This window comes from Salinivibrio sp. MA607 (genome assembly GCF_001996245.1).
Classification (GTDB): domain Bacteria; phylum Pseudomonadota; class Gammaproteobacteria; order Enterobacterales; family Vibrionaceae; genus Salinivibrio; species Salinivibrio costicola.
Genome location: NZ_MUFJ01000009.1, coordinates 1 through 26340, shown reverse-complemented (window position 1 = coordinate 26340; position 26340 = coordinate 1). Strand labels below are relative to the sequence as shown.

Here is a 26340-nt window from a genome sequence, read left to right as displayed (position 1 = left end):
GGCTGTGAAACCCAAAGTGAGTTTACGCACAAGACATCATATTCGGCCCATCAGTATGTATCATTACCTGCTAGGTATCATGTTGTTGGTGACGGTGCCGAGTGCGCAAGCGTCGTTAAATGGCTATTGGTCATATGACGAGTTTCTTGCACGGTATCCTGAGCAAAAAGCGCTGACGGCAACACTCGATAAACAAGTGCAAGCCGATCCTGCGCCAATGCAACGTGCGCTGGCACCGATAAAAATTTCAGTGGTCGTGCCGGGTCAGCAAATCTCTGATTATTGGCAGCGTAATGTGCGAGCGTTCGAACGTCGCTTACAAGCGCTTAATATTCCTTATCAGTTAAAAGAAGTCACAACACGACCGAACAACGACATACGAGAACAAAGTGCGTCTTTGTATGCGGCGCTGCGTGACGGTGCCGACTATCTTGTGTTTACCTTAAACAGTGTTCGTCACCGTAAGTTTATTAATCATGTGCTATCACAGAAAAAAACCAAGCTCATATTGCAAAATATCACCACACCGGTAAAAGCGTGGCAAGGTAATCAGCCTTTTCTCTACGTGGGGTTTGACCATCAGCGCGGCAGTCAGCTACTGGCTGATTATTATCAAACGCGTTATCCGAAAGGGGCGAGTTACTCGGTGTTGTTTTTTTCTCAAGGTTATGTGAGTGATGCACGTGGGGACACTTTTATTGAAACCATGAGTCGCCATGGTGATAGTCAATTGGTCTCGGCTTATTACACCAAAGGTGACCAACATTCTGGTTATCAGGCAGCCAAAGCCATGTTAAACAATAATCCGCAACTCGATTTTATTTATGCTTGCGCGACGGATGTGGCGTTTGGGGCAATCAAAGCGCTTGAAGAGTTGGGAAGAGAGGAAGTTGGTGTTAACGGCTGGGGAGGCGGGTCCGCTGAATTGGATGCTGTTATGTCAGGACAACTAGACGCAACCGTGATGCGTATGAACGATGATACCGGGGTGGCGATGGCTGAAGCCATCAAACGCGATCTACAACAAAAAGCTGTGCCTGTTGTGTACTCAGGTCGGTTTAACGTCGTCACTCAATATGATGATCCGGATCGAATAGAAAAACTTAAGCAACATGCATTTAGATACTCGGATTAGATCATGCCCACCCTTGGCTCACCTAAATTATCACTATCGCAATTACTGACTCGCTTGATTGTGGTCTTCTTCTTATGTGTGACCGCGGGCGTTTACATACAAAGTTACCAGTTGACCTTGGCGGGGATTAATCAAGAGATTAGCCGTACTTTGGTACAAACTTCTCGTCTATTGCAAAACGTCTTTGATAGTCGCTTAACGGCACTACAAATTCATCAAAATACCAATGCTGCAAGTATGACACTCCAATCACTGGTCGCCAGTGAAGACAGTGACGCACTTGATGACTATTTTATCGAACAAGAGCAACAAGATGTTGCAAATACCCCTGACTTTCGTTTTATCGCTAAAGACGACCGTGTGTTATGGCATGATGGCAGTAGCTTGTTTCACGGTATTGATAATGAGGGATTGGATCAGCTGCGTTTGCAATTACGAAGTATTAATCGTTGGACCTTAACCACTGTCACCACGGATACAGAGCAAGGTTATTTACTGATGCGAAAAACGCCGATCGTTTTTCAATCAAACGGTAAACTCGGCGGATATTTGTATGTGGTCGTGATGCTGAATGGCAACTTTTCGTTTGTGAAAAGTTTGCAGCGTGCCAGTGACACTCAGGCGGTATGGCTATCGGCAGACAATGCAACCTTAGCATCTACTCTTAGTGGTAACGATGACATAGGCAAGGCGTTAACGTTGCCGAGCGAGGAGAGCAGTCAAGCGTTTCGGCACTACTTAGTGAGCCAATCCAAGCTTCGCATCGGCGGTGAGTCAACCAAAATTTCATTGTTATCGGCGCAACGTAATGACAATGTTGTCACATTACAGCGGCAAATGGGCATCAACTTATTGCTCACTACCCTAATCATTATTATCGCCGCTTTTTGGGTCAATCGTTTTGTGAAAACTCGGGTCGCGGATTCGCTCGATAGGCTAATGCGATATAGCCAAGGGGCGCGATCACGTCAACGTACCTTGCCGTTTGCCGGATCCGATATTGAAGAGTTTAATCACATCGGCAAAACTTTAGAGTCGACTTTTCATGCGCTGCACGAGAAAGAGCGCTCCCTACAAGATTTATTTGATTACGCGCTATCACCGATTATTGTTTGGGACACGGACTTTGCTATCACCCGTATCAATCCAGCAGCCAAGTTAAAGCTGAACTATGATGAACAAATCCATGCCTCAAGCTGGTTGTATGATCAGTTTATGTATGCCATCTCTCCTCATCTAAAGCGCGCGGTTAATGGGACCATCCTCAAAGGGGTCAATATTGAGATTGACCGTCGCGTTTACCGCTGGAATCTTGCACCTTTAATGGTTGATAACCAAGTCAAAGCGGTGATCGGCCAAGGTCAAGAAATTACATCTCTTATCGAAGCCGAGCAACAAAGCCAGCGAGCCAAAGAAGCAGCGGAAGCCTCCGCGCGCGCTAAATCAGAGTTCTTAGCCAAAATGAGCCATGAAATACGCACGCCGCTTAACGGCATTTTGGGGATCACGCAAATATTAAATGATAGAGCTGAGGATAAGGCACAAAAAGACCTACTTGGTAGTTTATACCAAAGTGGTGAGCACTTACTCACAGTACTCAATGATATCCTCGATTTGTCTAAGATTGAACAAGGTAAAATGACCATCGAGTATGGGGAGTTTTATCTCCAAGATATCATTCGCACGGTGGAGAACATTTACACACCGCTTTGTGAAAGCAAGTCTATCTTATTGAATATCGATGCACCGATTGCGGCTGATACCATGGTACGCTCGGATCAGTCTCGCCTCACACAAATCTTATTCAACCTAATGAGTAATGCGATAAAATTTACTCATGCAGGGCAGGTTGGGCTGACGGTCACCCTAGCGCAACGTGAAGTAGAAAAAACAGACGGGAATGAAAATTCGTCAGATCAATCTACATTGCGTCAATCTACATTGCGTCAATATACATTGCGTCTCGTAGTGAGTGATACCGGGATAGGAATGAACCAGCAGGCGCTTGAGTCTTTGTTCGATCCCTTTGTACAAGCGGATTCCAGTGTGACGCGGACTTACGGTGGTAGCGGCCTGGGCCTGTCGATTGTTAAAAGTCTATTAGACTTGCTGGAAGGTGACATTGATGTGACCAGTGAGCCAGATAAAGGCAGCCGCTTTGTGGTCGAGGTGCCGCTCACCTTGGTGGACAATAAACCGGCCAAGGCGCCAGAAAACGTGCCTTTCGATCCTGTGTCGCTCGGCATCAAGCGCGTCTTATTGGTTGAGGATAATAAGATTAATGCTATGGTCGCCCAAGCATTTTGCCATAAATATCATATTGAGGTGGAGTGGGTGAAAGATGGAGAACAAGCATTAGCACGCCTTCAGCAAGTGAAGTATGACTTGGTGTTGATGGACAACCATATGCCCAATCTTGGTGGCGTAGAAGCAACGCAAGCCATACGGCAAACGCTCGGGTTAAGTGTCCCCATCTACGCTTGCACGGCCGATGCGTATGGCAGCGTGCATGACGCTTTTTACCAAGCAGGCGCGGATTACATCATCGTCAAACCGATTAAAGAAGCCAGCTTTATCGAGGCGCTCCGCCACTTAAAGCTCCGTCACTTAAAACATGGCGCACACGCTGACTCATGAGTGTGAGAGTTAACGTTGTGCGCTGCATGGTCTAAACACTAATATTGGCGTCGGGTTGGTCTGTAGGGAGGACTTTGACTTGCTTGATCATATTGTCGGCAACATCGACAATTTCAATATGGTGACCATCAATTTCAATGCTCAAGCGGCTTTTAGGGATATCCTCCAAGTGCTCGAGGATTAAACCATTGAGGGTACGGGGGCCGTCAGTGGGTAAGGTCCAGTTAAGACTCTTATTCAAATCGCGAATATTGGCGCTACCTTCAATCAAATAGCCACCATCGGTCAATGACGTAATCTCTTCGGCCAAGCTCGGTGATAAAGAGGTGGTAAACTCACCCACGATCTCTTCGAGAATATCTTCTAACGTCACTAGGCCAATCATGTCGCCGTATTCGTCTACCACTAAGCCGATACGTTGCTTATTACGCTGAAATTTAAGCATTTGTACGTTCAGTGGCGTGCCTTCCGGAATAAAATAGACTTCATCGGCGGCGCGAAGCAGCGTCTCTTTATTAAATTCGTTTTTCTCAACCATCAGGCGATAGGCTTTGCGGACGCGCAGCATCCCAACCACCTCGTCGATGGTATCGCGATATAACACCATTCTTCCATGCGGGGCATGCGTGAATTGGCGCATGATGGACTTCCAGTCATCATTGATATTAATCCCAGTGATCTCATTGCGTGGCACCATGATGTCATCCACGGTCACCTCTTCAAGCTCTAGAATCGATAGCAACATATGCTGGTGACGACGGGGGATCAAACTACCGGCTTCGTTGACAATGGTTCGCAGCTCTTCGGTGCTTAGATTATCCTTGCCGTCGGCTTTAGCGCCTATTCCTAACAAGCGCAAAAAGCCATTGGTGATAAAGTTCACCAGGCTAACAAGCGGATAAAACACCTTCATTAGGATGGTGAGCAAATGGCTGCTAATAAACGATACGCGCTCTGGATAAAGAGCAGCCAGCGTTTTGGGCGTGACTTCGGCAAACACCAGGATCACCATCGTTAACACACCGGTTGCGATCGCAATCCCTGCGTCGCCATACAAACGTAACCCTAGGACGGTGGCGATTGAAGAGGCAAGAATATTTACCAGGTTATTACCGATTAGAATAAGCCCAATCAATCGGTCTGGCCGAGTAAGCAGTTTTTCGACCCGCTTAGCGCCACTGTGGCCTGATTTAGAGAGGTGGCGCAACCGGTACCGATTAAGTGCCATCATGCCTGTCTCAGACCCGGAAAAATAACCGGAAATGACGATAAGCAATACCAAAAGGGAAATTAATATTCCCGTCGATATGTCGTCCAACGAACTGTTCCTTACGTTTGTTTTAAAATCAGAGCGTGTGCTCGAGTGTTTACGCTAAATGCGCGTAATCAATAGCCTGCAATCAATATCTCACGAACAAACCGGCTACCAAAGTAGGCCAGAGTAAGGAGAAACGCGCCCACGATACTAAACCAGACCACCCGACGTCCACGCCAGCCGGACTGGTAATGCCCCCAAAGGAGCACACCATAGACTCCCCAAGCGGCCATCGAGAGGAAGGCTTTGTGCGCTTTTCCTTGCGCGAACATGTCATCGACAAAGACAAAACCAGAGATTAGAGTGAGTGTTAATAATACTTGTCCGACTAAAATGATGTTGAAAAGCTGACGCTCCACCATCATTAAAGGAGGAACATTATGATTAATCACCTGGCGCTTTTTGTGTTTGAGCTGATAATCCAGCCAAGCCAATTGCAATGCGTACAGGGTAGCAATCATCAATGTTGAGTATGAAAACAGAGCCAGAGAAATGTGTAATAGCACCTCTGGGTGTGATTCAAGATGCGTAATAAAGGCACCGGGCAGCAGGGTCGCGCTCGCAAGGTTTAGTCCTGCAAAGGCATAAACCACCGGCAGCAAGAACCATAGCCGCAATCGGAAAATTAGCCCGGTCGTCATCATCGCAATGATAAAACTCACCAAGGAGGCGACGTTGAGCATGCTAAGATTCTGCCCACTTCCTGATAAAATCAGATCTTTGAGCAGATAAGCATGTAACGCCAGCGCAGCCAGTGCGGTGAAAAAGACCGGCTTCGCACTAATTTGATTGTTGCTGGACAAGCCGGGGATGATCTGCAAAATGGCGGCCAGATAAAGCAGTGATGCCAACAAGGCTGTCAGAATTTCCATCGTCACCGATCAGTCAGTTAATCAATAAGAATGAAGGTGTGAGTATACCTTGCCTCAATCTCTGTCGCTATCGATACATGCAAGTGATGGGGGGATTGCGGTATAATCTCAGTAATTTCGCGACAGCGATTGCACCCAGATGAAAAATCATGGGCCAATAGGACGAGTGGGCGAGTAACGCATGTTTGAAAACTTATCAGAACGTTTATCCCGGACGCTCAAAAATGTGAGCGGCCGTGGGCGATTAACGGAAGACAATATCAAAGAAACCCTGCGCGAAGTGCGTATGGCGCTACTGGAAGCCGATGTCGCGCTCCCTGTGGTTCGTGATTTTGTTAAACGCGTCAAAGAACGCGCCGTTGGCATTGAAGTCTCTAAAAGCCTGACCCCAGGGCAAGAGTTTATCAAGATTGTTCAAGCTGAGCTTGAAGCGGTGATGGGCGACGCCAATGAAAAATTGGATCTTGCGGCGCAGCCGCCCGCAGTGATTTTGATGGCGGGCTTGCAAGGGGCGGGTAAAACCACCAGTGTGGGTAAGCTGGGTAAGATGCTTACCGAGCAAGAAAAGAAAAAAGTGTTAGTGGTGTCTGCCGATGTGTATCGCCCGGCGGCGATCAAACAGTTGGAGACCTTGGCTAGCGAAGTGGGGGTTGATTTTTTCCCGTCCAGCACTGACCAAAATCCAGTCGATATTGCTCAATCCGCGGTTGAGCACGGCAAGCTAAAATTTTATGACGTAGTGATTGTCGATACGGCGGGTCGTTTGCATGTCGATGACGCCATGATGGGCGAAATCAAAGACGTTCACCGCGCGATCAACCCTGTTGAAACCCTGTTCGTGGTAGACGCCATGACAGGCCAAGATGCGGCGAACACCGCCAAAGCCTTTAACGATGCATTGGCATTGACGGGTGTGGTTCTGACCAAGGTTGATGGTGACGCCCGTGGTGGTGCCGCACTGTCGGTGCGTCATATCACCGGTAAACCGATTAAGTTCTTGGGTGTGGGTGAAAAAACAGACGCACTTGAGCCTTTCCATCCTGACCGGGTGGCATCCCGTATCTTGGGGATGGGCGACATGCTGTCGCTTATCGAAGATCTCGAGCGTAATGTCGATCAAGACAAAGCCGAGAAAATGGCCAAGAAGTTCAAGCAGAAGAAAGGCTTCGACTTGGCCGATTTTCGTGATCAGCTTGAGCAGATGAAGGGCATGGGTGGCATGATGGGCATGATGGATAAGCTGCCTGGCATGTCCAATGTGCCTGATAACGTGAAAGATAACGTTGATGATAAAATGTTCTTGCAGATGGAAGCGATCATTAACTCGATGACACCGCGTGAGCGCCAGCGTCCAGAAATCATCAAAGGGTCACGCAAAAAGCGGATTGCCGCCGGTTCAGGCACCCAGGTGCAAGACGTCAACCGCTTGCTTAAGCAGTTCACCCAAATGCAGAAGATGATGAAGAAAATGCAAAAAGGTGGCATGCGCAATATGATGCGCCAAATGAAGGGCATGATGCCACCCGGTGGTGGTCCCGGCGGCCCTGGCGGATTCATGGGTTAATCCGATTCGATATTTTGCTTGTTAGCCCAGTGCTAGCAGGCTTGATAACTCGCTGTGAGGCTGGGGACAGCTGGTGGAAATTTGACTAAACCAGTTGCATTCACAGCAATAAAGAGTAAAATTCCCGAGCTTTATTTTGGCACGAGGCCCCGCATTGCTTACGCGAAACGGGGCCAATTTTATTAAGTAATGCAAATGAGGACGATATGGTAACCATTCGTTTGGCACGTCATGGCGCGAAAAAACGCCCATTTTATCAAATCGTTGTAGCTGACAGCCGCCAGGCGCGCGACGGTCGCTTCATCGAAAAAATTGGTTTCTTCAACCCTGTTGCTCAAGGCCAGGAAGAGAAACTACGCCTTGACCTGGATCGCGTAAACCACTGGGTTAGCGAAGGCGCAACGGTTTCTGACCGTGTAGCTAAGCTAGTCAAAGACGCAGCGCAAGCGGCGTAATTGATCAGTGTCAGGGTTAAAAGAAGAAATGAGTGAGCAAGAGACGATTGTCGTTGGCAAGCTAGGCTCGTCGTACGGCATACGAGGCTGGCTCAAGATTTTTTCTTACACTGAAGATGCTGAAAGCATTTTTGCCTACTCACCCTGGTTTATCCAGGTGCGCGGGCAGTGGCAACGTTTCGAGGTCGAAGACTGGAAACGCCACAATAAAGGGTATGTCGCCAAACTTACGGGGCTGGATCAGCGCGAAGACGCGCAGATGCTGACCAACGCTGAGATTGCAGTCAGTGCACAAGCGCTTCCTGCTTTATCAGATCAAGAGTTTTATTGGCGTGAGCTGTTTGGTATGGACGTGGTGAATGCAAAAGGCTATCACCTCGGCACTGTGACTGACATGCTTGAAACAGGCTCGAACGACGTGCTTGTCGTTAAAGCCAACCTGAAAGATGCTTTTGGTAAAAAGGAACGCTTAATTCCGTTCCTTGAAGAGCAGGTCATCAAGTCGATTGATCGCACTGCTCAACGGATCGAAGTTGACTGGGATCCTGGTTTTTAAACTCCAACAGTAAGCGAGCGGAAATATGTGGGTTGGCATTATCAGCCTGTTTCCAGAAATGTTCCGAGCGGTCACTGATTTTGGAGTCACGGGCCAAGCGGTAAAAAAAGGGCTGTTAAACGTCGAAACGTGGAATCCGCGTGATTTCACCCACGACAAACACCGTACGGTCGATGACCGACCTTACGGCGGTGGCCCGGGCATGTTAATGATGGTAGAGCCTTTGCGCGATGCGATTCATGCCGCTAAACAAGCCGCAGGCGATAAAGCGAAAGTGGTTTACCTCTCTCCGCAAGGGCGCAAGCTCGATCAAGCGGGGGTCGAGTCGCTGGCGAGCAATGATAAACTTATTTTGATTTGTGGCCGGTACGAAGGGGTAGACGAGCGCATTATTCAAACTCACGTTGACGAAGAATGGTCAGTGGGAGATTTTGTGCTTAGTGGGGGCGAGCTGCCCGCGATGACGTTAGTCGATGCTGTTGCTCGGTTTGTACCGGGTGTGCTAGGCGATATGGCGTCAGCAGAGGAAGATTCCTTTGCCAATGGGTTGTTAGACTGTCCACACTACACGCGTCCTGAAGTGTTAGATGGGTTGGTGGTACCAGAGGTGCTAAAATCCGGTAATCATAAGGACATTCGTCGCTGGCGATTAAAACAATCGCTAGGTCGCACTTGGTTACGACGACCAGAGCTCCTGGAAAACCTAGCTCTGACTGACGAACAGGAATCACTACTTGCCGAGTTCATCAAAGAACATCGTGCAAGTGCCGAATCAAATTGAGTTTCAGTTTATTCTAGGGTTATAAATAATGAGTAACATCATCAAGCAGCTCGAAGACGAGCAAATGAAAAAAGACCTGCCTGAGTTTCAAGCAGGTGACACTGTCCTGGTACAGCTTAAAGTAAAAGAAGGTAACCGTGAGCGTCTGCAGCCATATGAAGGTGTGGTTATCGCTAAGCGCAATCGTGGTCTACACTCTGCATTTACCGTACGTAAAATGTCTAGCGGTGAAGGTGTAGAGCGTACTTTCCAAGCCCATTCGCCAGTTATCGACAGCATTACTGTTAAACGTCGCGGTGCAGTACGTCGTGCCAAACTGTACTACCTGCGTGAGCGTTCTGGTAAGTCAGCTCGAATCAAAGAGCGTCTTAACAAGAAGTAATCGCCCCTATGGCGTTTATTGCTCAAAAGCCCGTCCTGTAGGACGGGCTTTTTTAATGGCCAATCGGCTCATTCACACCTCACCCTTCACCGCCCTCACCACTTAATCCTGTTTACAACCGTTTACCTGCACCGGCGACCACTCGCCGTTAAAGCGCGTGTATTCGACAACGCAATCGGCAAACTGGCATCTGTCCCCTACTAAAAGATTGGCAGCAGCGCTGCTAACGACACGGAGAGCAATTATGTCCTGGTTTTTACTTTGCGTAGTGACCTTGATTGTCGGCTACTTTACCTACGGCACTTTCATTACCAAAATTTTTGGGCCAAAACCACAAAAAGCGACCCCGGCCATGAGCATGAACGATGGTGTCGACTTTGTGCCACTGTCAGATAAGAAAGTATATCTGATTCAACTGCTTAATATTGCAGGCCTCGGTCCGATTTTTGGCCCAATCCTCGGTGCGTTATATGGCCCTGTTGCCATGCTATGGATTGTGTTTGGCTGCATTTTTGCCGGCGCCGTGCATGATTATTTCTCTGGTATGCTCAGTGTGCGTGCCAATGGCGCATCTGTCCCTTCTGTCGTGGGCGAGCATCTCGGTAACTTCGCTAAACATTTTATGAACTTCTTTGCGGTGTTACTCTTGATGCTGGTGGGCGTGGTGTTTGTGCTCGGTCCAGCCAAGTTGTTAGGTAGTCTGTCAGAAATGAGCGTGGCGCTGTGGGTGGGCATTATCTTTGCCTACTATGTATTGGCCACCGTGGTGCCGATAGACAAAATTATTGGCCGTTTTTATCCTATATTTGGCGCTTTGCTTGTCTTTATGTCGGTGGGCTTGATTATCGGCTTGGCCGTCAGCGATCACAGCTTCTATAGCCAAGGGCTCGATTTTGCCACCAACTTCCATCCGACCGATCTGCCACTATGGCCATTGCTGTTTATCACCATCGCTTGTGGTGCGGTATCAGGCTTCCACGCCACCCAATCGCCATTAATGGCGCGTTGTATGCAGAATGAAAAGTCAGGCCGGTTTATCTTTTATGGCGCCATGATTGGTGAAGGTGTGATTGCGCTTATCTGGTGTAGTCTGGGCTTAAGCTTCTATGAATCGAGTGACGCGCTTAATCAAACGCTCGCTAACGGTGGCCCGGCTGCGGTGGTGCATGAGGTTTCCACCTCGCTACTTGGCACGGTCGGCGGCATTATGGCGGTATTAGGGGTGATTGTGTTGCCGATCACTTCTGGCGACACTGCTTTCCGTTCTGCGCGTCTGATTATCGCCGACTTTCTGAATATTCAGCAAAAACCGATGGTGAAGCGCCTGATGATTGCGATCCCCATGTTTGTGGTCGGCTTTTTGATCACCAAAGCGGAGTTTGGCGTGATTTGGCGTTACTTCGGCTGGGCTAACCAAACTACCGCGATGATCATGTTGTGGGCCGCGGCAGCCTATCTTATTAAGCGTGATAAGCTGCACTGGGTATGCACCATTCCTGCGATGTTTATGACTGCGGTAACTGTCACTTATTTGGCCAATGCCGAAATCGGTTTTAGCTTACCAATGAATATCGCTACCATGATTGGTGTCGGGGCAACCGTTGCCGCCACGATTGGGTTCTTTATCGGTTATAAACCCAATTCGCAGTTAATCGCCAATGAAAAGCAGTTATAGGTAAGGCGTTATAGCTGATGGGTCTGCGCTCAGCTATATGACTGGTCTTCAAGCAATATTCAGTCAAATACGCTAAGATCTAAGCCTCAGTATTTACTGAGGCTTTTTTATGAGGGTAGGACAGGGCATGAAACAGACGTTTTTTTTATTATTCGCCATTTTACTTTTGGCCGGGTGCGCTGCTTCTACCACCCAAGGTTTGGTTGACGATCAAAATTGGTATGGCTTGGGGGAGCAAGATGGTCAGCGTGGTTTGCCACAGCGATCCGTGAAAGATTTACAAACCCTGGCAAGTAAAGCGACTGGGCCGATGAATGCAAATTATCTCGACTATGAGCAAGGCTACATCCATGGTATTGATGATTACTGCGATCCTGCTCATGCCTATCAGCTTGGGCTAGACGGAAACCCGTATATGGGCGTATGTGAAAGTCGGCCAGGATCTCAGCGTTTTAGAATGGAATGGCAGCGTGGTCATCACGATTCTCAAAGCCAATCCAATAGCCTATTTTATTGAGCACTGGCGTATAAGTCTGGGTTAGTTAAGCCCCAATTGATTTTTTAACGCTTTTAAGTAACGTCGGCTTACCGGCACAACATGCGCTGAGGAGGTAATCACCTCGGCAAGGCCATTGTCGAGTAAGCGGATTTCGCGGATAGCGGCGGGGTGAATCAAGTATTGGCGATGACAGCGTATTAAGGGGGTTTTGTCCTCCAAGACCTTGAGTGATAGGTGCGTGGTAGACTCGCCTTTTGCGGTGAGTAGTGCGACGCCACTTAAAGCGGTCCGCGCAACTTCGACCTCTTGATGTGGGATCAATGTAATCCGACTGTGTCCCGCACAGGGAAGCAAATCCAACGTTGGTGTCATTGCTCGGTAGTCGTTTTTCTGGCGTAGCTCACGAGTGAGTTTTTCCAAGGATTTTTTTAATCGCACGGTTTCGACGGGCTTTAACAGGTAGTCGAACGCATTTTCTTCAAATGCTTGTACCGCATATTCATCATAGGCGGTGACAAATACCACCTTGGGCATGGTATCGGGATCGAGCATGGCTAACAGCTCTAATCCCGTCACTCGCGGCATTTGAATATCTAAAAACACCACGTCTGGACGGGTTTGATTGATGGCTTTCAGTGCGTCAATGGCATTGTTGCATTGCCCTATGATGTCAACACCGCCTACCGCTAGCAACTCGTCTTCCAACGCCTCGCGGGCGTGCAGCTCATCATCAACAATCAATGCCTTAATCATGCCTCTCTCTCCTTATTGGGCGTTTGATATGTGAAGGGCAAAGTGACGGTTGCCCGTGTCCATATATCAGGCTGGCAGGTCATTTTTAGCGCATATTGGCCGCCAAACAACCCTCGTACACGCTTATCAACAATACGCATGCCGAGTCCTGAGTGTTGTGCTGCGGGTTGGTAAAGCCCGGCATTGTCTTCCACTTGTAAATACAGGCATTCGCCTTCTTGCCAGCCACGAATAATAATTTTGCCGTCTGCCATCAATTGGCTGATCCCATGTTTCACCGCATTCTCGACCAAAGGCTGTAAGGTAAAGCTTGGGATCACCGCGTGCAAGATAGCGGGATCAATCTGCTTCTCCACACTCATGCGATCGGCAAAACGGGCATGTTCGAGCTCTAAATAGGCATCGAGGTGATTCAGCTCTTGCTCAAGCGAGACGGTCTCGCGGTTTTGCTTAAGGTTACTGCGAAAGAAGGTCGATAGATGTTGGATCAATTGGCGTGCCCGCTCTGGCTCGCGTTTGACCACCGCACTAATCGTATTTAAGGCATTGAACAAAAAGTGCGGATTGACTTGGGCGCGTAATAGGTTTAATTCAGCCTGGGTGAGCAAACTTTGTTGACGCTGATAACGGCCGGTTAAAATCTGGTTCGAGAGCAATCGGGCGATCCCTTCGCCCATGGTGACATTAATGGCCGAAAAGAGCTTACGTTTTGGCTCATAGAGCTTGACGGTGCCCAATACATAGCCATCGCCTCCGCGTAGCGGGATCACCAGTACCGATCCCAACTTGCAATAAGGAGAAAGTGAGCAGCAATAGGGGATATCCGCACCATCAATATAGATCAGCTGATCATCGGCAATCGCGCGACGGGTGTAATCAGAGGCAATTGGCGTACCGGGGAGATGGTGATCATCGCCAATACCGGTAAACGCAAGGATCTTTTCTCTATCGGTAATCGCCACCGCCCCAACGCCGGTTTCTTGCTGAATAATGGCAGCGACTTGTTCACTGCTTTGTTGATTAAACCCGCTGCTTAAAAGGCCGACCGATCGTTCAGCAATTTTGAGTGCTTTGCTGGAAAATGCCGCTGAATAGCGCTCGAACAGGGTTTTCCGGTCGACAATTATGCTCATAAACATCGCCGCGCCAATAGAGTTAGCAATCACCATGGGGGCGGCAATCGCGCTAACCAGTTCATACGCGCGGCTAAAGGGTTCAGCGACCGCGAGGATAATCGCCATCTGCACTAACTCGGCAACGAAGGTTACCCCTAACACGACTGTGGGAGAGAATAAACGGCTGGTTTGATTGCGCGACACCAAATAGCGATGCATTACACCACCAATCAAGCCCTCTGCCGTGGTCGAAATGGCGCAAGCCAAGTCAGTAAAGCCGCCTAAACTGTAGCGATGTAAACCGCCGGTTAGCCCGACCAAAAAGCCCACAAATGGACCGCCTAGTAATCCGCCCATGACTGCGCCGATCGCACGGGTGTTGGCAATTGCATCTTGAATCCCCAAGCCAAAATAGGTACCGAGAATGCAAAAGCCAGAGAAAAGAAAATAACAAACAACTTTATGCGACAGTCGCCCCGAAATACTCAGCAGTGGCATAAATGCCGGTGTTTTACTGAGCAAATAGGCGATAACCAGATAGACGCTCATTTGCTGAAGAAGTGAGAGAATCAGTGCCATAACGACCCACACAAAAAAACCAATGCGCTATAGTAACGGTTGCTGTTGTAAGACTCTATTGTAATCTATAGTGTAAACAAATAATTACATAGTAAATAAATAGGTACAGTTTTTGTTGCTTTTAAAACATGGACTGGTATTGTTTGTGTAAAACATGATGAACATTAAAGGCAAGGTTATGCAGCAAGATTCGGTGACCAATATTCATATCCGTGATGAGCAGGTGCTCTTGACGCCAGAGCAGCTTCGCGCGCAGTTCCCTATTGAAAAAAGTACCCGGGCTGCTATCAGTGAGGCACGCGAGACAGTGGCGGATATTATTCATAAACGCGATCATCGCTTGTTAGTGGTGTGTGGTCCTTGCTCTATTCATGATGTCGAAGCGGCGAAAGACTACGCGCGCCGTTTGAAAGCCTTGTCGGATGAACTCAGCGATCACCTGTTTATTGTCATGCGGGTGTACTTTGAAAAACCGCGGACCACTACTGGCTGGAAAGGGTTAATCAACGATCCGCATCTGGATGGTAGCTTTGATGTGGAATCTGGCTTAAAGCAAGCGCGTGGTCTGCTCACGGATTTAGCACAAATGGGGATCCCGTTGGCCACTGAAGCGTTGGACCCAATCAGCCCGCAATACATTGGTGATCTGTTTAGCTGGGCGGCGATTGGCGCACGTACCACCGAATCACAAACCCACCGTGAAATGGCCAGTGGTTTGTCGATGCCAATCGGCTTTAAAAACGGTACTGATGGCAATCTGGCCACCGCCACTAATGCGATGAAAGCCGCCGCGTCTGGGCACCGGTTTATGGGGATCAACCAAGCGGGCCAAGTGGCACTGCTTACAACGCAAGGTAACCCTAATGGGCATGTGATCTTACGTGGTGGTAAGCAAACCAACTACGATTCAGTCTCGGTCGCCGAATGCGAGCAGCAAATGGAAGCTGCGGGACTCAACCCGTCCCTGATGGTGGATTGTAGCCACGCGAATTCACGTAAAGATTACCGCCGCCAGCCATTGGTGGCAGAAGATGTGATCCATCAAATCAAACAAGGTAACCGCTCTGTCATTGGTCTGATGATCGAAAGCCATCTTAACGCGGGTAACCAATCGGCGGATTTGTCTAAAGATGAGATGGAGTACGGTGTGTCGATCACGGACGCTTGCATTGATTGGGCGTCTACCGAACAATTGTTACGTCATGCTCACCAAGAGCTGGCAACCTCTCTTCAACAACGTACTCAACAGGACTAAACCATGGTGGCGGAACTCAGCCGACTGCGCGATCAAATAGACGATGTCGATAAACAAATGGTGAGCTTGCTCGCGCGCCGTTTAGAGCTGGTAGCAGAAGTGGGGGAGGTGAAAAGCCAGCATGGCTTGCCCATTTATGCACCGGACCGTGAGGCGGCGATGCTCGCTTCGCGTCGTCAAGAAGCACAGTCGCAAGGGGTGCCACCGGATTTAATTGAAGATGTGCTGCGTCGCACCATGCGTGAGTCTTACAGCAGTGAAAATGACTCTGGCTTTAAGTGTCTAAACCCAGATTTACGCCAGGTGGTGGTGATTGGGGGTAAAGGCCAGCTGGGTGGCTTATTTGCTCGCTTGTTCCGTTTGTCGGGTTATCAGGTTGCGGTGCTGGATAAAGAAGATTGGGAGGATGCCGATGCCCTGCTGGCCGATGCGGGGGTGGTGGTGGTCTCGGTGCCGATTGACGTCACGGAAACGGTCATTAGTAAACTGACCCAGCTGCCAGACGATTGCTTATTGGTGGATCTCACTTCGGTGAAATCCGGCCCGCTACAAGCGATGTTATCCGTACACTCCGGGCCAGTGGTTGGCCTGCACCCCATGTTTGGCCCAGATGTCGCCAGCCTTGCTAAGCAGGTAATGGTGTATTGCGATGGCCGACACCCTGAGGCGTACCAATGGCTGCTAGAGCAGTTTCGCATTTGGGGCGCTGGGTTAAATCGGATCAGTGCCATCGAGCATGATGAAGGCATGACGCTGATCCAAGCGCTGCGTCACTTCACGTCGTTTGTTTACGGGGTCCATCTGGCAGAAGAAAACCCCAACCTCGACCAGCTTACTGCGCTAAGCTCACCGATTTATCGCTTAGAGCTTGCCATGGTGGGGCGCTTGTTCGCTCAAGATGCGGGGCTGTATGCGGATATTATTATGTCCTCGCCGCAAAATCTGGCGATGATCAAGCGTTTTTACCAGCGTTTTGGCGAAGCGATTGATTTGCTTGAACAGCACGACAAAGCCACTTTTGTCGATGCGTTCGCGCAAGTGGAAAACTGGTTTGGCGATTATGCCCCACGCTTTTTACAAGAAAGCCAAGGCTTATTGCGACAAGCCAACGACGCCACCCATCGAACCGCGACCTAGCTAAGGCTCACCGTTGTAAGGGGATAGATGGAGAGCCGCACAGATAAAACGGGATAGCGTGTATACCAAGGTGATTGGCTAAGAACTGGGTCGCATGGATGGTATAATAGGCTGTTTTTCATCAGGTTTGAATACTGAAAAGCGCGCTTTTGTTGTAGAGTAAGCGGATTAAAAGTGTTATTTCGTTGCTCTAGTCGATATGTGCGGTTGTTGCGCGTTTGAGTCTAGAACTGCAGTCGAAAGCGCGTTAGAACTATCGTTGCAGAGCCTATGATTTAGGGATATAGTTACTAAGCGGTTGGAAACAATCTATGGTGTGCTGCCTTATTGCAGTGCGCTGAGCATAGAGCTCTTTCCGCCGCCTTCCTTCCCCATTCTCCTTCGTAGCTGCTCTCTATTAACTTAGTGACTCGTATATGTTTTTGTTGTACGCAGATGAATCAGGCACGCCAGGTGGGTCAGACCAAAAGCACTTTGTACTTGCTGGCTTTAGTGTGTTTGAGAGCTCTGCACATTGGCTTTCTCTTGAGTTAGATAAGATCGCGGCAACCTTCAATCCACAAGATCCACATTCTGTCGAACTCCATGGCGCGCCAATGCTTGCGGGCCGAGGCTTTTGGCGAAAGTTTGATAAAGAATTACGTTTAGAAGCGATCAAAAAGGCTCTTAACTTAATAGATGGGCGTAAATTTAGAATATTTGCCTCGGTTGTAAGAAAAAGTGCTATCTCTCCAAATGATCCGGTTCATTACACCTTTCAGCAGATTGTAACTCGCTTCGACCATTTCTTAGCCAGACAACATGTTCATTTCAATAATACTCAAAGAGGTCTGATTCTTTTTGATAAAAGTAGCAAAGAAGCGCCAATTCAGGCACTGGCTAAAGCGTTTAAACTCGATGGTCATGAATGGGGGCGGCTGAGGAATATGGCAGAAGTGCCTGCTTTTATCGATTCTGAAGCAGCAAGGTTGATTCAACTCGCGGATCTAATTGCCTACGCGTTATTTCGTCACTACGAAAAAGAGGATAGTCAGTTTTTTGACCTTATTGAGAGGAAATTTGATTATTTTGGGGGCGTTCAGCACGGACTTCATACGGTGGTTTAAGTGATATGATAGTGATTAAGCGCCAAAAGCCCACACTGTGGGCTATTTTATGAATAGTGATTCGCGATTACTCGTTGCTGTCCGGCAGCGATACCTCGGTGGGAGAAATGGTCTCTGACGGGTAGCAGCCGAGCACCTTTAGATAACGGGTAAGAGTAGTGAGTTCGTCCAGCGCACTTTGCATCAGGTTGCTAGCCATATTGGCCTCAACATCGACGTAAAACATCTCTTCCCACGGGTTACCGAGTACTGGCCGAGATTCAAGCTTGGTCATATTGATGCCACGCTCGCGCAATACCATTAAACACTCCACCAAGGAACCCGCTTGTTGTGACGTCGACATAATAAAGGTGGTCTTGGCAGGGGTCAGTGATGATACTTTAACCGGCTTACGAGCCACGACAATAAAGCGAGTGTGATTTTGCTGTTGGTTGGCAATCTCGCTCTTAATCGCGGTTAAACCGTAAAACTCACCACTGGCAGCATGGCCAATCGCGGCCACATTAGGCTGGTCTAAATCCGCCACTTGTTGCATGGCTTCAGCGGTGCTGGAGCAATAAATCTTCTTCACTTTACCCAAAGTATCAATGTATTCGCTGCATTGCTGGTGCGGTTGCGGGTGGGCATACAAGGTATCAATTTGGCTTGGGTCTTGGTCGCCGACAGTCAGCAGGCAGTGGTCGATAGGCAGCGTAAGCTCACCGACAATCGATAAACGTGTGTGCTGCAGCTGATCGTACACTTCGTTGATTGAGCCAGAGCTGGTGTTTTCTACCGGTAAGATACCGTAGTCGGCATGGCCAGTTTCTACCGTTTCTACCACCTTTTTAAAGCTGTCACAGGCCATTTCCACCAATTCGGTTTGCTTGCGGCTAAAGTACTGGCGCGCGGCGAGGTAGGAGTATGAGCCTTGGTTGCCCAGGAAAGAAACTCGTGCCACCGGACGCTGATTGTCGGGATTAGCGAGGTTTTGTAAATAGCGTTGCTGAATCAGCACCGAGTCTTCGATAATGGTGTGAAACAGGCTCAGCACATAGTGAGCATCTAACTGGTGATCTTGCGCTTTGGTCACCAGTTTTTCTAATAAGGCTTGCTCACGGGCTTGATCGCGAATCGGTTTTTGCACCGCGACTTTGTTTTTGGCGACATCTAGGCTTAAGCGACGGCGCTCGGCCAATAGTGTCAGTAGCTCTTGATCAAGCTGACTTATCCGCGTGCGTATCTCATCCAATGGGCGTGGTGTGTCTGGCATAAATTATCCTTGTTCTAATACAAAAAAACCTCCCGGTTGGGAGGTTAGTGCGCCAGGCTGATTGGGCTTAGCACGCTTCCTCCCGCGTTGGCGAGATAAAAAAGAAGCGAAAAAAACGAGCGTCAATCAGCATTGGGCGTTGTGTTGTTATGTTTGCGTATGGATTAACCATATGGGGCGCAGGCTGGCGTGTCAAGGATCAAAAAGCCCCGCGAAGACGGGGCTAACATGTTTAGCGATTTAGGTGTTGCGCTGAGGGTTAGATTTCCTCATCGGTTGGATTTTCTTCCATCGCAACCGTCGCAGCAGATTTATCATTGCGACGTGCTTCGCCTTTGTGTTGGACCTTATTCAGTTGCTTCTCGAGCTTTTGGCCCACATCATTAATTGCTTTGTACATGTCATCGCTTTCTGCTGAGGCAACCAGCGTTGAGCCCGGCAACCCAGCTTTGGCTTCGACTTTAAACTGGTGGTTTGGCTCTTTACTGATCACAGCGTGAGGATTGATGAGTGCCACCTGCCACTTGGCCAACTTGTCAAAGCGGCTTTCGATGCGCTCACGGATGGCGGGAGTGATTTCGATGTTTTTGCCTGCAATTTCCACTCTCATACTCGTTCCTCTTTGTTCCCCTGTATTAGGTTCATCTTTAGATTACCGCTTTACGCCATTGATAACGTGACTTGGCTCATGTTTAAAGGGGGGGAGTTTTTCGATAGGAGGATCTGTGAGCATTCGCGAATCCTGACACGGAAAAGAGGCAAAAAGCCTTGAACTCACAGATGAAAATGCTAAGTTGGAAAGGGCCACGAATGCTGATTACTTGCCAATCAGGGCCCGCTCGCGCCCATCCTCCATCCTGATTTTTATTAGCGGTCAAAAATGTGCCACAAATACATGTGGGTCACTGTGTTGAATCTGCTTCATTGATGGCGCGTTGAGAAAAATCGCATAAAAAGGCGGCTTTGAAAGCCGCCTTTGACGTAGTCACACTGACATCGCCGGATCAGTTATTGGCGTGTAGCTCGTGGTTGAGCTCGACCGCACTTTTGTTGGTCAAACACTCAACCGCTCCTGTTTTTGAGTTACGGCGGAACAGGAGATCCGCTTTGCCCGCCAAATCACGCGCTTTGATACTTTCTACTGCTTTTCCATCAGCATCTAGCATGGTTACCTTAGTGCCCGCGGTCACATACAGACCCGATTCGATGGTACAACGATCGCCCAATGGGAAACCAAGACCCGCGTTGGCACCTAATAGTGAATTCTCGCCAATCGATACGACAATTTGGCCGCCGCCACTGAGGGTGCCCATAATCGACGCGCCACCACCAATATCACTTCCTTGACCGACCATTACACCTGCTGAGATACGGCCTTCAATCATGCTCTTGCCTTCGGTGCCGGCATTAAAGTTGATAAAGCCTTCGTGCATCACCGTGGTACCTTCACCGACATGCGCGCCCAAGCGGACACGGGCGGTATCGGCAATACGCACACCTGCAGGTACCACGTAATCGGTCATTTTCGGAAACTTGTCGACGCATTCAACGGTCAGTGTTTCGCCTTTCAGACGTGCTTCCATTTGGCGCTCAGATAACTCAGGCAAGTCAATCGGGCCTTGATTGGTCCAAGCAATGTTGTGTAGTAGGCCAAAGAGCCCTTCTAGCACCACACCATGTGGTTTCACTAAGCGGTGCGAGATCAGTTGTAGCTTCAAAAAGCCTTCTGCAACCGATGCAGGCTTGCTGTCATTTTCGAGGATCACCAGCACCAGCGGTTGGGTGGTTTGTTGTGCCATGTTGGCGAAATGAGCGGCCTCTTGAGCGCCAGCCGCCGCGAAGGCTTCACTGATAGCACTACAGGTTTCTGGTGCAATCGCTACTACCTGATTACCTGCGTCGTAATCTGTCAGCGCGCTTAATGCACGGATAAGATCATCGCTCGGGTTAAGAAGCGGAGCCGGGAAAAAGGCTTCAATGATTTTTCCGTCCTGGTTTTGGGTCGCGGTACCGAGTGCCAGAGCAAAGCTTGCCATTGGGGGAGATCTCCTTATAGAAATTTGGGCTTAAAACATCGAACGCTTCATCTTAAAGACAACCGCCAGCGGTTGGAAGTACTCAACTGAACGCCAAGGTAAAATCCCACACAGGTCGGGGCACTGATTCGTGTTGATGCATAGCGTGGGTGATACCTTGCGAGTGAAATACAGGTTCAGCGCATAAAAAAAGCAAGCCAAGTGGGCTTGCTCTTTCGCGGATGCCAACAGGATCAGCAATGGGAGTGCTAGGCAGCGTCAGCGTCTTTGCTGTCGTCGCTACTTTCATCCATTTTACTGTCACTCGCTTTCGCCGGTTTTTTCTTGACGGCTTTACGTTTGGCGCCCAGCGCCTCGAGGACCGAGTCTTTGTGTTGAGCAAGGTATAGCGACAAGGCTTCACGCTTTTCTTCGTCGTCTACTAGTTCGCTTTCTCCAATCAAGTCGAACATCGCATCTGCCATATCCAACATTTTATCGTAGGCATCGGCTTCTGCTTTGGAGGTAAATGTCATCTTTTCTTCTCCCTCGCGTTCGACCACGTACTTGACGATAACGGCCATAATTACCCTCTCTTCGTTGATTTACTGTCTTTTTATACAGTAGGATAAGGGCCATTGTCTACCGACCCTGCCGTGATTGTGACATGAGAGAAAAATTTAGCACCATTTATCAACGTGCCGCCGATCGCAAAGGTGGTCAACGAGAATTAGAGCGCATGCTGGTGGCACCGCTTGAACATCAGGCACTGTGTGAAATACCGGATGATCGCTGGTTAGCAGCGTTTAGCCAGAAGGTATTTCAATCGGGCATTAGCTGGCAGGTGGTACGCAAAAAGTGGCCGGGATTCGAAGAGGTTTTTTGGGGATTTGATATCGACAAAATGTTGTTGATGCCGCCAGAAATGTGGGAAGAGAAAGCGACGAACCCCGCGATCATTCGCCACTTAACCAAGGTGATGACCATTCCACACAATGCGGAAATGATCCACCGCGTGCAGCAATCGCATGGCAGTTTTAGCCAGTTTGTCGCCGATTGGCCCAGCGAAGATATTGTTGGTTTATGGCAGTATTTAAAAAAGCACGGTAAGCGATTAGGCGGTAATACGGGTGCTTATACCTTGCGCCGAATGGGCAAGGACACCTTCTTGTTCACCCGCGATATTGAGCACTATCTGCGCGCGACTAAAATCGTTGATAGCGGCCGAGAGACCAAGCGGGCGATGCAAGCCGCGCAACAGGCATTTAATCAGTGGCAGCAAGAGTCGGGCCGTTCACTGAACCATATCAGCCAGCTGATTGCCTTCAGTGTGGGTGATAATCGCGTTTAATCGCTCAGCGATTTGCTGTGCTATCACACGGTTAGCAAGTCGTATGCAAGGTCGCGGCGTGTCGGTGGCGGTTTGCGCTTATCGCGGCAATCGGCCACAATCGATGCCAGTTATCTTTCCCATGTGAGCGCCTTGTGTTTACTGTTTATCACTCTAATCAGCTCGATCTGTTGAAATCGCTGTTGGTCTCCCTGATCCAACAGCGTCCGCTGTCTGACCCTTTTCAAAAAGAACTTATTCTGGTGCAAAGCCCCGGCATGGCGCAGTGGTTAAAAATGGCACTCGCTAACGAGCAGCAGATTGTCGCTAATGTCGAATTCCCGCTTCCCGCTACCTTTATCTGGCAGCTATTTGTGCGAGTGTTGGATGGTGTGCCTGAGCGCAGTGATTTCAATAAAGAGGCGATGACATGGAAGCTGATGGACATCTTACCCAGCTGTCTGGATGAGCCTGAGTTCGCTGATTTAGCCGCGTATTTAGAAGATAGCCAGGATCAGCAGCGTGCTTATCAGCTGGCCGAAAAAGTGGCCGATATTTTCGATCAGTATTTGGTCTATCGCCCCGAGTGGGTGCTGGCATGGGAGCAAGAACAACCAGTGCCAGAGCTTGACGATGTGCAACCTTGGCAGCAAAAACTGTGGCGCCGCTTATACGATCACACCTTGGCGTTGGGCCAATCGCCTTACCATCGCGCCAATTTGTATCAAGAGTTTATCGATACCTTAACCAGTCATCAGCACAAACCTGCGGGACTGGCTGATATTGAGCGGGTCTTTGTGTTTGGCATCTCCGCGCTCCCACCACGCTATCTGGATGCGTTACAAGCACTGGGTGAGCACGTAGAGGTGCACTTTATGTTCACCAATCCATGCCGTTATTATTGGGGCGATATTCGCGACAAGCGCTATCTGGCTAAACGCGCCGCATTAGCGCGGGATAAAATCAGCCGAATTGAAGACATCCCCGCCGAGAGCCAATTGGCACTGGGGCTTGATGAGCTCGAGCATGGCGAAGTAGGGAACAGTTTGCTGGCGTCGATGGGAAAACTGGGGCGCGATAACTTATTGCTGCTCTCGGAAATGGCCTGTAATGAGATTGATAGCGGCTTTGTTGAGATCAACCGCGATAATCTGCTGCATCACATTCAAGCCGATATTTTGGATTTGAACGAGCCGGGCGATCCCAAGCAAACCGAGATCAGTGCGGCGAAAACAGAAATCAAGCCAGATGACGCTTCCATCGCAATCCATGCCTGTCACAGCCCGATGCGCGAAGTCGAAGTGCTGCACGATCAGCTGCTCGCGATGTTTGAGGCCAACCCATCACTTAGCCCCCGTGATGTGATTGTGATGGTGGCGGATATCAATGCCTACAGTCCGGCTATTCAAGCGGTGTTTGGTAATGCGCCTCGCGAGCGTTTTATTCCTTTTTCCATCTCAGATCGCAGCGCTGATCAAGAAAGCCCAGTGTTGGCGGCATTTTTACGCTTACTCACTCTGCCTGATAGTCGATGCAGTGCGGCGGAGCTGTTGGAAATTCTTGAGGTGCCGACGGTATCGCGCCGTTTTGCCATCGACAGCCAACAGTTTGATCAGATTAAACAGTGGGTGGAAGAAACGGGCATTCGCTGGGGGCTTGATACCCAAACCGCGAGCCAGTTTGCGTTGCCAGAGCAATATCAAAACACCTGGCTGTTTGGCCTGAAACGTATGTTACTTGGCTATGCGATGCCGAGTGAGGCTGGATTGTTTGCAGACACCGTGCCTTATGATGAAGTCCAAGGGCTTAATGCGGAGCTTGCTGGGCGTTTAGGGCTGTTTATCGACACCTTGATTTACTACCAGCAGCAACTAGCGATTGAATGCGATGGCAAGACGTGGGTGGCGCGGTTGACCCAAATGCTGGATGACTGCTTTGCCATTGAAGGGGATGAAGAGTTAGCGATAAAGCTTATCCGCACCCAGTTGGACAGTTGGCTGACACAGCTCAGCGATGCCGCCTTTACCCATACGCTAACCTTGCCCGTGGTGCGCGATTACTTTAATGGTCGCCTCAATAACGAGCGAGTCAGCCAGCGCTTTTTGGCCGGGCAGGTTAACTTTTGTACCTTGATGCCAATGCGCTCCATTCCCTTCGATGTGGTGTGTCTGCTTGGGATGAACGATGGCGTGTACCCGCGCACTGTGCCCAGTGTCGGCTTTGATTTGATGGTCGGTCGCACGCGGGCGGGGGATCGCTCGCGCCGCGACGATGACCGTTATCTGTTTTTAGAAGCGCTGCAGTCGGCACAGCAGCGTTTGTATATCAGTTATGTCGGTCGCTCAGTGCAAGACAACAGCTTAAAAGTCCCATCGGTACTGGTCACCGAGTTGCTTGAGTATTGCACTCAGGGCTACTGTTTGGCCGGTGATGGCGATTTACCCGAAGCGCAGTCACGCCAGCGGTTGGAAGAAAAGCTTATCCAGACTCATCCACTCACTCCCTTTAGCCCACAGGCGTTCGCTCATGGTGGTAGCTACGCGCAAGAGTGGCTACCAGCTGCCCAAGGAAAAGGGACGCAACTGCCGGCATTTATTGGCGATGCGTTAAGCCCTGATCCGGACAGCCACCAGGATCCTGTGATTGAGTTAGCTGAGTTGCAGCGTTTTTGGCGGTTGCCCGTGCGCTATTTTTTCCAACGCCGCTTGAAAGTCTTCTTTGAGCAGTTAGAAGCGCCGCTAGAAGAATTCGAACCCTTTAGTTTAGATACCTTGCACCGCTTTCAGCTGCGTGATCAGCTGTTAGCGCACTTTATTGAAACCGATGACAGTCCCCAAAGTGTGCAGGATTTTATGGCCCGACAGCGTGGCCAGGGCAAGTTGCCTTTGGCGTACTTTGGCGAACTGACCTTGGATACGCAAGTCACGGTGATCCGTGATATGTACCAGCGCTTAACGCCTTTGCTCGCCGCGCCGCGCCCCGATCTTGAACTAAATTTGACGCTCACCACCGCGCTAGGTGAGGTGCAAGTGCAAGGTTGGCTTAATCGGCGTTATCAAGACAGCTTGGTGCGCTTTCATTGCGGCGATCTGACCGTGCGTCATCAGCTTGCGGTATGGATCGATCATTTATGCCAATGCGCGATGGGCGAAGCGGTGCCGAGCACGTTGGTGGGCGTGAAAGAAACCATCGAGTTTTCCCCACTCAGCAAAGGTGACGCGCTTGCACATCTACAAGCCTTGGTTGAAGACTATCAAAATGGCCTGAATCAGCCGCTTACTTATCTGCCAAGTACGGTCGGGGCCGGGATAAAAGCCCGAGATGGCAAAAAAGGCTTTGATAACAGTGACACCGGCCAAGACAAAGCGCTGAAAGCGATGCGTGATGCCTTTATCGGGGGCTTTAATCCTGGTGAAGTCCAAGACCCTTATGTGTATCGCGTATGGCCGCAATGGCACGAGAGTCTCGGTCAAGCGCTATTAGCAACAGGCGATCAACACGTACTGCCGATGCTTGCGCAGCGACAAAAACGCTAATCACCAAAGGCGCCTCATAGGAATAGTGCGGCGCCGTTTCCCCCTCTATCCACTCTCTTTCCCACTCTTCTCCCTATTAGCCAAGTCTATGCATGGCTCTTTTGTGGTTATTTATTCTTAATTTGTGACTTTATATTCATTTTGAGAAGTGAACTACTAGGATAGAGAAAATGGGTGGCTTGTCGATACAACCATCTTTTTTGTCATGTTTGTTACCATTGTGTTGGTTAAAGATTGCACATTACGTTGCTCGTTAGGGGTCAATCTATTTGGGGTCTAAATATTTTTTAAACGATCATTTTAATGCAGGGTTGTATTTTAATTATAATTAAAATCAGCATTTTAGTTTTAATTTAATGATTAGAGGGCATCATTTTTGTGTTGTTTGTAG

At 49.3% G+C, this 26340-nt stretch carries 22 protein-coding genes; 14 read left to right on the top strand and 8 right to left on the bottom strand.

Features of this window, described 5'->3' with window-relative positions:
* Nucleotides 1–55: 55 nt before the first annotated feature.
* Together BZG81_RS06130 and BZG81_RS06125 are read left to right on the top strand one after the other, a co-directional pair.
* Entirely contained in the window at nt 56–1135 is a 1080-nt protein-coding gene (locus tag BZG81_RS06130) for a substrate-binding domain-containing protein (RefSeq protein WP_021022067.1), read from the top strand.
* A gap of 3 nt (nt 1136–1138) precedes the next feature.
* A complete protein-coding gene (locus BZG81_RS06125; protein WP_077676981.1) occupies nt 1139–3772 on the top strand; it encodes a LuxQ periplasmic sensor domain-containing protein in 2634 nt (877 codons plus the stop codon).
* Between the two features lie 31 nt (nt 3773–3803).
* On the opposite strand, the gene BZG81_RS06120 is transcribed toward BZG81_RS06125, so the two are convergent.
* Both BZG81_RS06120 and BZG81_RS06115 read right to left on the bottom strand, forming a co-directional pair.
* Nucleotides 3804–5090 (bottom strand): HlyC/CorC family transporter, encoded by a 1287-nt coding sequence (locus BZG81_RS06120; RefSeq protein WP_077646079.1) that lies wholly within the window; start codon nt 5088–5090, stop codon nt 3804–3806.
* A 68-nt stretch (nt 5091–5158) separates the two neighbouring features.
* Nucleotides 5159–5959 carry a cytochrome C assembly family protein gene (locus BZG81_RS06115; RefSeq protein WP_021022064.1) on the bottom strand — a complete coding sequence of 267 codons (801 nt, stop codon included), beginning with the start codon at nt 5957–5959 and terminating at the stop codon, nt 5159–5161.
* A gap of 181 nt (nt 5960–6140) precedes the next feature.
* On the opposite strand from BZG81_RS06115, the gene ffh reads away from it, so the two are divergent.
* From ffh to BZG81_RS06080, 7 genes are all read left to right on the top strand, one after another.
* Nucleotides 6141–7523, top strand: a complete 1383-nt coding sequence (ffh, locus tag BZG81_RS06110) for a signal recognition particle protein (protein WP_077459766.1) — start codon at nt 6141–6143, stop codon at nt 7521–7523.
* Nucleotides 7524–7729: 206 nt separating this feature from the next.
* Nucleotides 7730–7978, top strand: a complete 249-nt coding sequence (gene rpsP, locus BZG81_RS06105) for a 30S ribosomal protein S16 (protein WP_021022062.1) — start codon at nt 7730–7732, stop codon at nt 7976–7978.
* Between the two features lie 28 nt (nt 7979–8006).
* A complete protein-coding gene (gene rimM, locus BZG81_RS06100) occupies nt 8007–8534 on the top strand; it encodes a ribosome maturation factor RimM (RefSeq protein ID WP_021022061.1) in 528 nt (175 codons plus the stop codon).
* A gap of 25 nt (nt 8535–8559) precedes the next feature.
* Entirely contained in the window at nt 8560–9315 is a 756-nt protein-coding gene (gene trmD / locus BZG81_RS06095) for a tRNA (guanosine(37)-N1)-methyltransferase TrmD (protein WP_077576447.1), read from the top strand.
* 28 nt (nt 9316–9343) lie between these two features.
* Complete coding sequence (gene rplS, locus BZG81_RS06090; RefSeq protein ID WP_021022059.1) at nt 9344–9697, top strand: 50S ribosomal protein L19; 354 nt, start codon at nt 9344–9346, stop codon at nt 9695–9697.
* A gap of 244 nt (nt 9698–9941) precedes the next feature.
* Nucleotides 9942–11372, top strand: coding sequence for a carbon starvation CstA family protein (locus BZG81_RS06085; protein WP_077676980.1), 1431 nt, complete (start codon nt 9942–9944; stop codon nt 11370–11372).
* 127 nt (nt 11373–11499) lie between these two features.
* Nucleotides 11500–11889 carry a DUF2799 domain-containing protein gene (locus BZG81_RS06080; protein WP_077660052.1) on the top strand — a complete coding sequence of 130 codons (390 nt, stop codon included), beginning with the start codon at nt 11500–11502 and terminating at the stop codon, nt 11887–11889.
* A 21-nt stretch (nt 11890–11910) separates the two neighbouring features.
* On the opposite strand, the gene btsR is transcribed toward BZG81_RS06080, so the two are convergent.
* Nucleotides 11911–12624, bottom strand: coding sequence for a two-component system response regulator BtsR (gene btsR / locus BZG81_RS06075; RefSeq protein ID WP_077646085.1), 714 nt, complete (start codon nt 12622–12624; stop codon nt 11911–11913).
* A complete protein-coding gene (locus tag BZG81_RS06070; protein WP_077459762.1) occupies nt 12621–14318 on the bottom strand; it encodes a sensor histidine kinase in 1698 nt (565 codons plus the stop codon). Before BZG81_RS06070 ends, btsR begins: the two co-directional genes overlap by 4 nt.
* Nucleotides 14319–14496: 178 nt before the next feature.
* Between BZG81_RS06070 and BZG81_RS06065 the strand changes: the two genes are divergently transcribed.
* The 3 genes from BZG81_RS06065 (at nt 14497) to BZG81_RS06055 (ending at nt 17816) form a co-directional block, all read left to right on the top strand.
* On the top strand, nt 14497–15573 hold the full coding sequence (locus BZG81_RS06065) for a 3-deoxy-7-phosphoheptulonate synthase (protein WP_021022054.1): 1077 nt from the start codon (nt 14497–14499) through the stop codon (nt 15571–15573).
* A gap of 3 nt (nt 15574–15576) precedes the next feature.
* Nucleotides 15577–16710: a bifunctional chorismate mutase/prephenate dehydrogenase gene (gene tyrA, locus BZG81_RS06060; protein ID WP_077676979.1), complete on the top strand. Its 1134-nt coding sequence runs from the start codon at nt 15577–15579 to the stop codon at nt 16708–16710.
* Nucleotides 16711–17126: 416 nt separating this feature from the next.
* On the top strand, nt 17127–17816 hold the full coding sequence (locus tag BZG81_RS06055) for a DUF3800 domain-containing protein (RefSeq protein ID WP_077676978.1): 690 nt from the start codon (nt 17127–17129) through the stop codon (nt 17814–17816).
* A 67-nt stretch (nt 17817–17883) separates the two neighbouring features.
* Here BZG81_RS06055 and pheA read toward each other — a convergent pair whose 3' ends face one another.
* From pheA to BZG81_RS06035, 4 genes are all read right to left on the bottom strand, one after another.
* Nucleotides 17884–19068 (bottom strand): prephenate dehydratase, encoded by a 1185-nt coding sequence (pheA, locus tag BZG81_RS06050; protein ID WP_077676977.1) that lies wholly within the window; start codon nt 19066–19068, stop codon nt 17884–17886.
* A 259-nt stretch (nt 19069–19327) separates the two neighbouring features.
* Nucleotides 19328–19678 carry a ribosome hibernation-promoting factor, HPF/YfiA family gene (gene hpf, locus BZG81_RS06045; RefSeq protein WP_021022049.1) on the bottom strand — a complete coding sequence of 117 codons (351 nt, stop codon included), beginning with the start codon at nt 19676–19678 and terminating at the stop codon, nt 19328–19330.
* A gap of 394 nt (nt 19679–20072) precedes the next feature.
* Nucleotides 20073–21104: a 2,3,4,5-tetrahydropyridine-2,6-dicarboxylate N-succinyltransferase gene (gene dapD / locus BZG81_RS06040; RefSeq protein ID WP_077676976.1), complete on the bottom strand. Its 1032-nt coding sequence runs from the start codon at nt 21102–21104 to the stop codon at nt 20073–20075.
* 248 nt (nt 21105–21352) lie between these two features.
* Complete coding sequence (locus BZG81_RS06035; protein WP_021022047.1) at nt 21353–21667, bottom strand: YebG family protein; 315 nt, start codon at nt 21665–21667, stop codon at nt 21353–21355.
* An 83-nt stretch (nt 21668–21750) separates the two neighbouring features.
* On the opposite strand from BZG81_RS06035, the gene BZG81_RS06030 reads away from it, so the two are divergent.
* Together BZG81_RS06030 and recC are read left to right on the top strand one after the other, a co-directional pair.
* Nucleotides 21751–22434 carry a DNA-3-methyladenine glycosylase I gene (locus BZG81_RS06030; protein WP_077459758.1) on the top strand — a complete coding sequence of 228 codons (684 nt, stop codon included), beginning with the start codon at nt 21751–21753 and terminating at the stop codon, nt 22432–22434.
* A 134-nt stretch (nt 22435–22568) separates the two neighbouring features.
* Entirely contained in the window at nt 22569–25949 is a 3381-nt protein-coding gene (gene recC, locus BZG81_RS06025; protein ID WP_077676975.1) for an exodeoxyribonuclease V subunit gamma, read from the top strand.
* The last annotated feature ends 391 nt before the right edge of the window (nt 25950–26340 follow it).